Source organism: Sulfitobacter sp. EE-36 (genome assembly GCF_000152605.1).
GTDB lineage: Bacteria > Pseudomonadota > Alphaproteobacteria > Rhodobacterales > Rhodobacteraceae > Sulfitobacter > Sulfitobacter pontiacus.
The window spans coordinates 1,900,895-1,913,621 of sequence record NZ_CH959310.1 but is presented as its reverse complement, the minus strand read 5'-3'; the positions used below and the strand labels follow the sequence as shown (position 1 = coordinate 1,913,621).

The 12,727-nt window shown below is 60.5% G+C and carries 11 protein-coding genes; 2 read left to right on the top strand and 9 right to left on the bottom strand.

Annotation, left to right across the window (positions count from 1 at the left end; all coding sequences use genetic code 11):
- Window position 1: 1 nt before the first annotated feature.
- From EE36_RS11780 to EE36_RS11750, 7 genes are all read right to left on the bottom strand, one after another.
- A complete protein-coding gene (locus tag EE36_RS11780) occupies window positions 2-973 on the bottom strand; it encodes an ABC transporter ATP-binding protein (RefSeq protein WP_005852507.1) in 972 nt (323 codons plus the stop codon).
- Window positions 970-1,947, bottom strand: a complete 978-nt coding sequence (locus EE36_RS11775; protein WP_005852505.1) for an ABC transporter ATP-binding protein — start codon at window positions 1,945-1,947, stop codon at window positions 970-972. Before EE36_RS11775 ends, EE36_RS11780 begins: the two co-directional genes overlap by 4 nt.
- 3 nt (window positions 1,948-1,950) lie before the next feature.
- Window positions 1,951-2,856 carry an ABC transporter permease subunit gene (locus tag EE36_RS11770; protein WP_005852503.1) on the bottom strand — a complete coding sequence of 302 codons (906 nt, stop codon included), beginning with the start codon at window positions 2,854-2,856 and terminating at the stop codon, window positions 1,951-1,953.
- Window position 2,857: 1 nt separating this feature from the next.
- Window positions 2,858-3,865, bottom strand: a complete 1,008-nt coding sequence (locus tag EE36_RS11765) for an ABC transporter permease subunit (protein ID WP_005852501.1) — start codon at window positions 3,863-3,865, stop codon at window positions 2,858-2,860.
- Window positions 3,859-4,968, bottom strand: coding sequence for a Xaa-Pro peptidase family protein (locus EE36_RS11760; RefSeq protein WP_005852499.1), 1,110 nt, complete (start codon window positions 4,966-4,968; stop codon window positions 3,859-3,861). Before EE36_RS11760 ends, EE36_RS11765 begins: the two co-directional genes overlap by 7 nt.
- A 92-nt stretch (window positions 4,969-5,060) precedes the next feature.
- A complete protein-coding gene (locus EE36_RS11755; protein WP_005852497.1) occupies window positions 5,061-6,650 on the bottom strand; it encodes an ABC transporter substrate-binding protein in 1,590 nt (529 codons plus the stop codon).
- 70 nt (window positions 6,651-6,720) lie between these two features.
- A complete protein-coding gene (locus EE36_RS11750; RefSeq protein ID WP_005852495.1) occupies window positions 6,721-7,311 on the bottom strand; it encodes a helix-turn-helix domain-containing protein in 591 nt (196 codons plus the stop codon).
- Window positions 7,312-7,678: 367 nt separating this feature from the next.
- Between EE36_RS11750 and EE36_RS11745 the strand changes: the two genes are divergently transcribed.
- Together EE36_RS11745 and EE36_RS11740 are read left to right on the top strand one after the other, a co-directional pair.
- Window positions 7,679-8,458, top strand: coding sequence for a mannosyl-3-phosphoglycerate phosphatase (locus tag EE36_RS11745; RefSeq protein ID WP_156785532.1), 780 nt, complete (start codon window positions 7,679-7,681; stop codon window positions 8,456-8,458).
- 13 nt (window positions 8,459-8,471) lie between these two features.
- On the top strand, window positions 8,472-9,692 hold the full coding sequence (locus EE36_RS11740; RefSeq protein WP_005852492.1) for a glycosyl transferase: 1,221 nt from the start codon (window positions 8,472-8,474) through the stop codon (window positions 9,690-9,692).
- Window positions 9,693-9,716: 24 nt separating this feature from the next.
- Here the strand turns inward: EE36_RS11740 and EE36_RS11735 are convergent, their stop codons facing one another.
- Window positions 9,717-11,465 carry a sugar phosphorylase gene (locus EE36_RS11735; protein WP_005852489.1) on the bottom strand — a complete coding sequence of 583 codons (1,749 nt, stop codon included), beginning with the start codon at window positions 11,463-11,465 and terminating at the stop codon, window positions 9,717-9,719.
- 230 nt (window positions 11,466-11,695) lie between these two features.
- The gene (locus tag EE36_RS11730) at window positions 11,696-12,697 is read right to left on the bottom strand and encodes a GGDEF domain-containing protein (RefSeq protein WP_005852488.1); all 1,002 of its coding nucleotides are present in this window, start codon (window positions 12,695-12,697) and stop codon (window positions 11,696-11,698) included.
- Window positions 12,698-12,727: the final 30 nt, after the last annotated feature.

The window sequence follows — 12,727 nt, the reverse complement described above, 5'->3', positions numbered from 1 at the left end:
CCTAGGCCGGGGTGCCACCGTTTTCAGGAAAGAAACACGCCGCGGCATGATGCCCCTGCGGCAGTTCTGGCCGCATGGCGCGGCATTTGTCGCGCACTTTCCAGCACCGTGGCGCAAAGGGGCAGCCATCGGGGATCGCCAGTGGAGATGGCAGTTCGCCTTGCAGCTTGATCCGCTCTTTCGCGCCGCGTGGGTCCGCTTGGGGCGTGGCCGACAGCAGCGCCTTGGCATAGGGGTGGAACGGCGCACCGAAGACATCATCGCGGCTACCGCGTTCGACCGCGCGCCCCAGATACATGACGATCACCTCATCCGCCACGTGACGCACAACGCTCAGGTCATGGGAGATGAACAGATAGGCCAGTTGCAGACGTTCCTGCAGATCGACCAACAGGTTCAGCACCGAGCTCTGGATCGACAGGTCCAGCGCGGACACAGGCTCGTCCAGCACCAGCACTTTGGGGTCCAGCATCAACGCCCGCGCAATCGCGATCCGCTGGCGTTGACCGCCGGAAAACATATGCGGATAGCGGTCAAAATGTTCAGGCCGCAAGCCCACCAGACCGAGCATCTCGCGCGCTTTGGCGGTACGCTCCTTGCTGCTCATGTCGGGGCGGTTGATCTTGAGAGGTTCCTCGAGGATCGCGCCGATCCGCTGGCGCGGGTTGAGCGAGCCATAGGGGTCTTGGAACACGATCTGCACCGATTTACGCAGCGATGCCCAATCTTCGCGGACCACGGGTTTGCCATCCAGCGTCAGCGATCCGGCGGTCGGGTCTTCGATCATCGTGACCATCCGCGCCAAGGTCGATTTCCCGCAGCCGCTTTCGCCTACGACGGCCAGCGTTTTGCCGGGATAGAGCGCGAAATCGAGCCCGCCCACGGCCTTGAGCGTACGCGGCTTGCGAAACAGCCCGCCGCCGACTTCATAGTGACGCTCTAGCGCCGTTGCAGTCATCACAGGTGCGGTCATGATGCGACCCTTTCGTCTGTGTTCAAGGGGTAGAAACAACGCGCATAGCCCAGATCAGCGCCCAAGGCGGGCGGCGCTTCGGACTTGCATTTGGCGTTGGCGAATTTGCAGCGTGGCGAAAACAGGCATCCTGCGGGGCGGTCGAATTGCCCCGGCACCACGCCCGGAATGGTCGGCAGCCGCTTTTCAGTCGCCCGTTCTGGCAGCGCATCCAGCAGCGCCGAGGTATAGGGGTGGTGCGGCGCGTCAAACAGCGGGATCACCGGCTGTTCTTCGATCTTCTGGCCGGCATATTGCACGCTGACCCGTTCGGCGGTTTCCGCAACAACACCCATGTCGTGCGTGATCAACACCAGCCCCATGCCCGTTTCCTCGCGTAGGGATGCGAGCAGATCGAGGATCTGCGCCTGAATGGTCACGTCGAGCGCCGTGGTAGGTTCATCGGCGATCAGCAGCTTGGGCTTGCAGGCAATCGCCATGGCGATCATCACCCGCTGGTTCATCCCGCCCGACATCTGGTGCGGGAAGGCCGACAGGCGCTTTTCGGGATCGGGGATGCCGACCTGTTCAAACAGCTCGATCGCGCGTTTCTGACGCTCGCGGCGGCCCATGCCAAGATGCACCCGCAGGGCCTCGCGGATTTGCCAGCCCACGGTGAAACAGGGATTGAGCGATGACATCGGCTCCTGAAAGATCATCGCCAGATCATTGCCGACGATCTTGCGACGCGCCTTGGCGTCCATCGTTAGCAGGTTGTGCCCGTCAAAGGTCAGCTCGTCCGCGGTGACGGTGGCGGTCCAGGGCAGCAGCCCCATCAGCGCCAGCATCGACACGGATTTACCCGACCCGCTTTCCCCCACAATCGCAAGGATCTCGCTTTCGTTCACGTCCTGGTCGACACCGTCCACCGCCCGGAACTTGCCCGAGGCCGTGGCGAAATCAACGCTTAGGTTTCTGATACGCAAAAGTGTCATGGCTCAGCTCCGTTTCAGTTTCGGATCAAGCGCGTCGCGCAGGCCGTCACCCATGAGGTTGATCGCCAGCACGGTCACAAGGATCGCCACGCCGGGGAAGGTCACGACCCACCAGGCGCGCAGGATGAACTCGCGTGCTTCGGCCAGCATGGTGCCCCATTCAGGTGTGGGCGGCTGCGCCCCCATCCCCAGAAAGCCCAAGGCCGCGGCATCAAGGATCGCGGTCGAGAATGACAGCGCGGCCTGCACGATGATCGGCGCAAGGCAGTTGGGCAGCACGGTGACAAACATCAGCCGGAAGATCCCTGCCCCCGCCACGCGGGCCGAGGTCACGTAATCCTTTTGACGTTCCGACAGCACGCTGGCGCGGGTCAGGCGCACATAGTGGGGCTGCAACACAATCGCGATGGCGATCATTGCGTTGGTCAGCGACGGCCCGAGGATCGCCACCAGCACCAACGCCAGCAGCAGGGACGGGAACGCCAGCACGATATCCATGACACGCATGATGATGCTATCGACCCATTTGGGCGCAAAGCCCGCGATCAGCCCGATGATGATCCCGCCGGTCGCCGCGATAGAGACAACGACGACCCCCACAAAGAAGGAATAACGCGCGCCCACAATCAGACGCGACAGCATATCGCGCCCGAGCGGATCGGTACCCAGGATATGGGTCCAGCTGCCGCCCTCTTGCCACGCGGGGGGCTGTAGGGTGGCCGCGCGGAATTGCTCTGTCGCGTCATGGGGGGCGACCCAAGGACCAAACAGGGCCAGAAAGGCAAAGACCGCAAAGATCCACAGCCCGATGACAGCGCCGCGGTTTTCGCGGAAGTAGAACCAGAATTCGCGCAAGCGGCCCGGACGTTCCTGGACCATTGCGGCTTCGGCAGAGAGTGCGTCGTCCATGTTATCGCTTTCTGATTTTGGGGTTGATGACGCCGTAAAGCATGTCGACGGTCAGGTTCACGACCATCACCATCACAGCAATCAGCAGCAGCCCGCCCTGAACCACGGGGTAATCGCGGCGGAAAATACTATCGACCATCCACTTGCCGATGCCCGGCCAGCTAAAGATGGTTTCGGTCAGGATCGCACCGGCCAGCAATGTGCCGACCGACAGACCAATCACGGTGATCACGGGAATCAGCGCGTTGCGCAGGGCGTGGATGCCGTTGATCCGCCCCGGAGACATGCCCTTGGCGCGGGCGGTTCGGATGTAATCCTCGCCCAGAACCTCCAACATGGCCGACCGCGTCTGGCGTGCGATCACGGCCAGCGGGATTGTCCCCAGCACGATCGTTGGCAGAACCAGATGGCGCACCGCTGACAGGAACGCCCCCTTCTGCCCCGACGCCAGACTGTCGATCAGCATAAAGCCGGTGGGGTTAGGGAAGTAATACAGCAGATCAATCCGCCCCGACACAGGTGTCCATTGCAGGTTGCCTGAAAAGACGATGATCAGCAGCAGCGCCCACCAGAAGATCGGCATCGAATAGCCCACCAGCGCCGTCGACATCAGCGCCCGGTCAAAAAACTTGCCCCGGTTCACCGCCGCAATCACCCCCGCCGGAAGGCCAAGGGCGATGGCAAAGATCATCGCGCAGACCGCTAGTTCAAGCGTGGCGGGGAAGAGCGTAAAGAATTCGTCGAACACCGGGCGCTTGGTGACAAAGCTATTGCCCAGATCGCCCTGCAGCACGCCGGTCAGATAGTCCCAGAATTGCACATAGATCGGCTGGTCATAGCCGAATTGTTTGGCCAGTTGGGCATAGCGCTCATCAGAGATGCCGCGCTCGCCCGCCATCACCTGGATGGGGTCGCCCGGCAGCGCGCGGATGAACCCGAAGGAGATCAGCGTCACCCCGATGAAAGTCGGGATGAACGTCAGCAGTCGTCCCAGAACATAGTTCAGCATTTTATCACCATCAGCTCTTTGGGGAAGTTGGTCAGCGTTTCATAGCCGTCGTCGGTAATCAGCACGTCATCCTCGATGCGCACGCCGAAATTTCCGATCTCGTAGAGGCCGGGTTCATTGGTGTAAACCGTTCCGGCGGGTAAAGCCATGTGGTTGCCCCGCATGATATAGGGGGCCTCGTGGACCTCGCGGCCCAGACCGTGGCCGGTCTTGGTGCGGATGCGGTCCCCATAGGGCGAGGCTTCCAGCACAGAGATCACGGCATCGTCGATGTCATGTGCGGTCACCCCCGCGCGCGTCACGGCAAGCCCTGCCATATTGGCGCGCAGCACGGTGTCATAGACATCGCGCCCCTCGTCGGTGACGTGATCCAGAAAAACGGTGCGGGTGATGTCGGCGGCAAAGCCGTTCTTGCGCGCGCCAAAGTCCAGCAGCAGCGCATCGCCCGCCTTGACGGCGTAATCCTCGCGCGCATGGGCATGGGGCCGGGCCGAGCCATCCGCGGCGGCCACGATGGGACCAAAGGACAGGTCATCCGCCCCTTCCGCGAAAAGCGCCTGCACCAGCGTCTGTTCGATCTGCTTCTCGCTCTGGCCGAGCTTGACGCTGTCCAGCGTGCGTTGAAGGGCGCGTTCGGAAATGCCGATCGCCTCGCGCAGGGCGGCGATATCCTCGGGGGTTTTGATCATCCGCAGTGCCGAGATTTCGCGCTCTGCATCGGTGATGGTCAGATCGGGCTGTGCGTCTTTGAACGCATGGTGCACGAAGACGCGCATCACCTGCCCTTCGACCGCCAGCGACGTGATGCCCAAATGCTGCGTCAGCGCGGCAAATGCATCGGCATAGCCGGTCTGGTCGCGCCAATCAAACACCGCGCCGTCAAATCCGACCATGTCCCAACTGCCCAGTTCGAGGTTCGGCAACAGCACCGCCGCAGGTTTATCCGCAGGGATCACCAGAACAAAGGGACGCTCATTGCTCATAAACCTATGGCCAACGGCGCGCGAGAAATTGGGTCCGGGCACCAGCGCCACGGCATCGACGCCCAGATCGGCGGCCACAGCGGCATAGTCGGCAAGACGTTGAGAGAGGTTCTTTGACACGGGGGCTTGCGCCTTTCGTTAACGTGGCCGGGGCCTAGAATAAAGGAAGGGACGGCGCGACATGCACCGTCCCCATTGCTTTGTCATCGCTGTTATTGCGACAGGCCAACCTGGTTGAAGATGTGGCCACCCAGCGGGTGCACAACATAGTTTTCAACTTCGGGACGCATTGGCATGTAAACAACCGAATGCGCGATGGTGGCCCAAGGGGCTTGGTCCTTGAAGATTTCCTGCGCTTTTTCATACAGCGGCGCACGCTCTTCTTGTGTTGGCAGAACCTTGGCTTCCTGAACAAGCGCGTCGAATTCCTCGTTGCACCATTGTGCGCGGTTGGATTTCTCTACGCCGTCGCAGCCCAGCAGAACCGCGAGGAAGTTGTCGGGGTCACCGTTATCACCTGTCCAACCCAGCAGAACGGCACCATCGCGGTCTTTTGCTTTGGAACGCTCAAGGTATTCACCCCATTCGTAGGACACGATCTCTACGTCGACACCGACCTTCGAGAAGTCTTCCTGCATCAGCTCGGCCATACGGCGGGCATTGGGGTTATAGGGACGCTGGACCGGCATCGCCCAGATTTTCAGCGTCAGGTCGGATACGCCTTCGGCTTCCAGCGCGGCTTTCGCGGCTTCCGGATCGTATTTGTCATCCTCGATCGCATCGTTATAGGACCACATTGTCGGCGGCAGCGGGTTCTTGGCGATTTCGCCGGAGCCCTGGAACACCACGTCGATGATCGCTTGCTTGTCGATCGCCATGTTCAAGGCTTTACGCACATTGGCGTTGTCGAACGGAGGCATCTGCGTGTTGTACGCCAGATAGCCCACGTTCAGGCCCTCTTGCTCCATCACGACGACATCTTCGGCGTCTTTCATCGCCTGCACGTCCGCAGGGTTCGGATAGGCCATGACGTGGCATTCGCCCGCTTGTACCTTCTGGTAGCGCACGGAGGCATCCGGTGTGATCGCAAAGATCAACGCTTCGACTTTCGCCGGGTCACCCCAGTATTCGTCGTTGCGCACGTAACGGATCACGGCGTCTTTCTGGTAGGCTTGGAAGGTGAACGGGCCGGTACCGATAGGTGCCTGGTTCAGCATTTCCGGCGTCCCGGCTTCCAGCATCGCGTCGGCATATTCCTTGGACACGATCGAGGCAAAGTCCATTGCCATGTTGGCAATGATCGGCGCTTCGGCGCGGGTCAGGTTGAACTGAACGGTGTAATCGTCAACCTTTTCGATGCTTTCGATCAGATCAGGCATCGACATCGCACCGTAGTATTCCCAGGTGCCACCCGATACTTGGTTGTAGGGGTTGTCGGCGTTGCCCTGACGGTCAAAGCTAAAGATCACGTCATCGGCGTTAAAATCGCGTGTGGGCGTGAACTGGGCGTTGCTGTGAAACTTGACGCCTTTGCGCAGCTTGAATGTTACGGTCTTGCCGTCTTCGGACACCTCCCAGCTTTCGGCCAGCGCGGGAATGGTTTCGGTGGTACCGACCTTGAATTCCGCCAAGCGGTTGTAGATCGGGTGGCTGGACGCATCAAAGGTCGTGCCTGCGGTGTACAGGGCCGGGTCAAAGCCTTCTGGCGACCCTTCCGAGCAATAGACCAGCGACTGCGCCTGCGCCGCAACGCCAAGCGTGCTCAGCAGCAGGCCCGTGGCCATGATTTTCTTGAAAGACATTCGATTTACTCTCCTAGTTGGTAAAGTGTTATCTCCCCACGGCCTCTCTGGGCCGATGAGGGCGATAGGGTTAACGCCTGAGGGGTAACATTTCGCGCGAGCTCTCTGCCGGCGCGGCCTCACTCTGTCCGATTTCCCCGGACTTATCGTATTTCATGCGACCGACCCATAAGATGCGGGCCTGCCGGTCTGTTCTGTTGGCCCAGCAATGGGGCGTGGTACCCAGATAATGCAGGCTGTCGCCCGCCGTCATCAGATACTCCCGTTCGCCAACCATCTGCGAGATCTCACCCTCGAGGATATAGATGATCTCTTCGCCAACATGGGTCACCGTTTCGGATTCATAGCCGGGCGGCACGTTCATCACATAGGATGTCATCTCGTGGCCCGCGCGTTCGGCACCGATCTGTTCATATTCAATCGACGATCCTGCCACCGCGAAACGGGGCCGTGCGGCACCGCGGGTCAGGCTGTCGACCGTGCGCGGGGTCCGCACGAAAAAATCCGCATCAACGTCAAGCGCGGCAGCGATTTGGCTCAGCGTGCCAAGCGTCGGTGTCGCGTTGCCGCGTTCCACTTGGCTCAGATAGCCCACCGACACACCGGAGGCCGACGACAGCTGCTGCAATGTCATCGCCATCCGATGACGCTGCATCCGCATGCGGTCGCCTAATCCCTCTGGCGGCGAAAGCGCCGCCGCCTGTATCGCAGTTGTTGACAAATAATCCCCCGAAGCACGCTTTGGCGTATCTTGGCGCTCAGACTGTCGCGCAACTTTGTTTACGTCAACAATAAAAATTATTGTCAGAGTGAAAACAGAGCCCTTGGTCGCGACGTCACCTGACCTCTTTTACACCGGACCCTCCCCCCGAACGCGCCCATGTGATTCTATTTATACGTGCGCATCCACGCAGTCCAGTTTCTGCACATTTTTTAGGCAAAAGCTAGAAAAACAATGCAAACCGCGCGATGAACACTTGTACCCAGTTGCAACAATCGGTCCCGCACCACACGCTTGATCTATGGCTATGTCTTTACCCCTGCTGGTGTTTACGGACCTTGATGGCACGTTGCTGTCACATAGTTCCTATCGCTGGGATGCGGCCACACCGGCCTTGGATACATTGCGCAATATCGGGGCCGCAGTGGTGTTGGCGAGCTCGAAAACCGCGCCCGAGATCGCGGAGATTCGCGCCGAACTGGCATGGGATCACTGCCCCGCGATCATCGAAAACGGTGCCGGTATTTTACCGCCCGACAGCACTGACATGCCCAAAACGGACAGTTACGTGCGCCTGCGCCACGCGCTCGACAGCCTGCCCGCCGATCTGCGCGACCCGTTTTGCGGGTTCGGCGATATGACGGTGGCACAGATCGCGCAGATCACCGGCCTGTCGCATAATGACGCCGCCAACGCGGCAGAGCGGGCCTTTTCCGAACCCGGCATCTGGTCGGGCAGCGCCGAGTTGCGCGGCGCATTTATCGACGCCCTGCATGATCACGGTATCCATGCGCGCGAAGGTGGGCGGTTTCTGACCCTTTCCTACGGGCGCACCAAAGCCGACCAGATGGCCGCGCTGACCGACGCCTTTGCGCCGCGCCATACGCTGGCGCTTGGCGATGCCCCCAATGACATAGAGATGCTGCAAGCGGCCGAGTTTGGCGTCATTGTCGCCAACCCGCACCGCGACCCCCTGCCCCCGCTGCCCGGTGAGGACATCGGCAGGATCACCCGCACCACGCTCCCCGGCCCTGCCGGATGGAACGGTGCCGTGCTGGACCTGATCGCGCGGCTTAACCTGAACTAAGGAATGACAAAGCATGGCTGATTTTCATCAAAACGGGAATATCGCGACCCTGCACAATCTGCGCACCCGCTCGCTGGACGAAATGACCTACGAGCTTGAGACGTTTGCCCAGACCCGCAAAATGGCGCTGATCCTGCCTTGTCTCTACTCCGAGCTAGAGACCGAGGCGATGCCCCGCATTCTGGCCGAGCTGTCCAAGGTCACCTATCTGCACCGCATCATCATCGGTCTGGACCGCGCCGACGAGGCACAGTTCCGCCATGCGAAAGAGTTCTTCAAGGGCCTCAACCAGAACCATATCGTGATCTGGAACGACAGCCCGCGGATGCTGGCGCTTGGCGCGCAGCTCAAAGACATGGGCCTCGCCCCCGCCGAACAAGGCAAGGGCAAGAACGTCTGGTCCTCGCTCGGCTATCTGATCGCCTGTCAGGACAGCGCGGTGATGGCGATCCATGATTGCGATATCGTGACCTATACCAACGACCTGCTGGCGCGGCTGATCTATCCTGTCGCCAATGCGAATTTCCCCTATCAGGTCGCCAAAGGCTATTACGCGCGGGTGGGCAGCGACAAGCTGAACGGGCGGGTCACGCGGCTGCTGGTCAGCCCGCTGCTGATCGCGCTGAAAAAGGTCGTGGGCGACCGTGACTATATCGATTACCTGCGCGCTTTCCGCTATCCGCTCTCGGGTGAATTTGCCATGCGCACCAATATCTTGCCCGATCTGCGCATCCCCTCCGACTGGGGGCTGGAGATCGGCGTGCTGTCAGAGGCATGGCGCAACCTCGCGCCGAAATCGGTCTGTCAGGTCGAAATCGCCGACGACTATGACCACAAGCACCAAGATCTGAGCGAGGCCGACGCCGATGCGGGGTTGAACCGCATGTCCACCGACATCTGCAAGGCTATTTTCCGCAAGCTGGCGGCAGACGGCACGGTGTTCACACCCAATGTCTTTCGCACGCTCAAGGCGACCTATTATCGCTGTGCGCTCGACCTGCTGGATGCCTATTACAACGACGCCAAGATGAACGGGCTGAGCATCGACCGCCACAAGGAAGAACGCGCGATCGAGCTCTTTACCGAGAATATCATGCGGGCGGGACACTTCTTTCTCGATAACCCGCACGAGACCCCCTTTATCCCCACGTGGAACCGCGTCCACGCCGCCGCGCCCGAGTTCCTTGCCAATCTGCGCGAGGCCGCCGCAGCGGATGACGCAGAATACAACTAGCTGAGGGCCGCGCGGGCTGCTGGGTCAGAACCGGTTTGTGACCCACATGCATTGATAGGAGGCCAGCGTGATGTGATCCGCGCTGGCGTCAATCAAATCACCGCTGATCAGGTCCAGCCAGGGTTGATCCTCGATCAGGTTTAGCGCCGCCGCCGAAATCGCGACAGAGGCGTCGCTGACGTTGTGCAGCGCAAAGATCGACTGTTTGCGGTCCAGACTTTGACGCCACACGCCGAACACGCGGTCATCTTGCAGGTTCACGGTGAATTGCGTCGCATTGGGGTGAAACGCCTTTTGTTTCTGTCGCACCTTTAGCCGCGCCGACAGATCGCCCAAAACGCGCGCCTGCGCGCTGGACCCATCGGCCAGCCGGTCGCGCAAGCTCGGATAGTCCCAGCGGTGTCGGTTGATCGCGCGGCTCATCCCGCGATGTTCGACCTGCGCGTGATCATTGGGCGTCGCCAGCATGGCGTGGATGTAGAAGGCGGGTATCCCCTCCAGCGACATGACGATGGTCTGCGAACAGATGAACCGCGCATGATGATGGTCATCCTCGCCCTTAAAGGTCCGCGACAGCGCGTCGTAAAAGGTCGTGTTCAGCTCGTACGGGCTTTGCCCGCCGTCAGGCAGGCTGCGCATCGACACCAAACCGCCGACCTGTAGCACCGTATCAATGACCTGTTGTTTTTCATCCTCGGGCAGCAACCCTTCGGCGGGGCGCATGCCGATCCCGTCGTGACTGGCGGTAAAGTTCAGATAGGCGCAGCCCATGGGGGCCGGCGGCATCGTGCGTTGCCAGCGCCTCAGATGCGCCCCATTGCCCGACATCATCGCATGCAAGATCAGCGGCGGCAGCGGGAAATTATAGATCGCATGGGCCTCGTCCCCTGCCCCGAAATAGCTGAGGTTTTCGGCCTTGGGCACATTGGTTTCGGTCAGCAGGATGATCTTTTCCGGCGCATAGTCGCACAGCAACCGCATCAGCCGGATAATCGCATGGGTTTGCGGCAGGTGGATCGACGGGGTGCCGATCTGCTTCCACAAGAACGCCACCGCATCCAGCCGGATGATCTGCACGCCATTATCCACATGCAGGCGGATGATCCGCAAAAACTCAAGCAACACCTCGGGGTTGCGGAAATCAAGGTCGATCTGGTCATGGCTGAAAGTGCACCAGACGTGGCGCGGGCCGCTTGAGGTTTCTACCTCTTGCAACAGCGGCGTCGTGCGCGGGCGCACCACCTCGCGCAGATCATCCTGCGGCGAGGCTTCGAAAAAGAACTTGTCATAGGGGGCCTGCCCCTGACGGTAGGCGTTGAACCAGTTCCCCTGGCTCGACACATGGTTCAGCACCAGATCGGACATCAGCGTGAAATCGGCGGCGATGCGGTTGATATCAGGCCAATCCCCAAGCTGCGGGTTCACCGCGCGAAAATCGGAGACGGCAAACCCGTCGTCAGAGGTATAGGGGAAGAACGGCAGGATATGCACGCTGTTCAATGTACCGCGCAGGTAGCGGTGCAAGAAGTCGTTCAACAAATCCAGCGGCTTATGCGCCCCGTCCACGATAGAGTTGCCATAGGTGATCAGCAGCGCATCCCGTTCCGACCAAAGCGTATTGCCGGCAATCCGGCCTCTTTTGCGGCGGGTTGTCCCCTCGGGCCAGAAGGCATCAAGCACCATGCTCGAAAGGATGTCGGCATCCAGATCGGGATAGACCTCTGCCAACACCGCGCTGAGCCGAGAGCCGAGAGAACGGGCACTGTCCGTCATGATGTCCTGCCTTGCCTGAATATCCTTTCCCAAAACCCTAACGCAGCCGCGCCCGTGTGACGAGCAGCCAAAAGCGGTGCCCCCATAATCATGGCACCGCAGCCCCCTGCGGCGCGTTTTGAGGCAAGCTGCACAATCTTGAAGCATTGCGCAGATTGAACGCCCGCAGATCTAAAGGCCCCGCAATTATGACGCGTACCAAAGCCAGCACGCCCAGCGCGCGCCGTCATCTACTGCAGCGCGTGTGGTTTCTCCCTCCCCTTCTGCATGGCGTCTGACACAGCTTCACCGTGCACCGTGTGCCGCGCACGCCCAGCTTGCTTAGAGCGGTAAAGCGCCGCATCGGCGTCCGACAGGACATCTTCGGCCACGGCGTCCTGCCCCGCTTTGACCCATATGCTGCCGATGCTGGCAGAGATCTGGCACGCCGCGCCATCAAATTTGATCGGCTGCTCCAGTCGCGTGATAATCCGTTCGGCGACCTGTGCCAGATGCGCGCTGCCGGCAACGCCTGGCAACAGCAGGGTAAATTCGTCACCGCCGACGCGGGCGACGGTGTCGATGTCCCTTGTTGCCTCCACCATGATCCGGCCCGCGGTTTGCAACACGTGATCCCCCGCCGCATGGCCCAGGCTATCGTTCACCGCCTTGAAGTAATCCAGATCGATCTGCATCACGGCAAATCCCTTGTTCCCCGCGATAAGCCGTGACAGCACGTGATCCATCGCGCGCCGGTTTTTCAAGCCAGTCAGCGTATCGGTAAACGCTTGCTCCTCCGCCGCGATCTTTGCGACCTCAAGCTTCTGGTTCAGCGCACGCGACGCCGCCATCGCCGCCGATTTCGCCTCCATCAGATAAAGCATCTCGACCGCGAGGTCGGTCGGCGCGAAATCGGCATTGCTCAGGCGATGGGTGCGGACGCCGTTCAGGATCGATATCCCGAATGACAGGTTTATCAGACAGTCGGTTTCCGAGCCTTCCATCTGATCTTCGCCACAAGGCAGTGGGACCAGAACCCCTTTAAAAATCTGCTCGGGCCGGTCATGCAACGCCAGATGCAGCTTGCGCCCCGCCATCGGGCGAATTTGCGCAATACTGTCGGCCATATTCGGTCGGCGCATGACAAACTGGTCGAAAAAATTGCTCCCGATCCAAGTGCCACGATGGCGCAGTTTGTGGATGGTGGGGCCCACATGCCGGATACGTCCGCAGGACTGCACGATCACATGCATCGGGCATAGCACATCCAATGCCGCCTCATA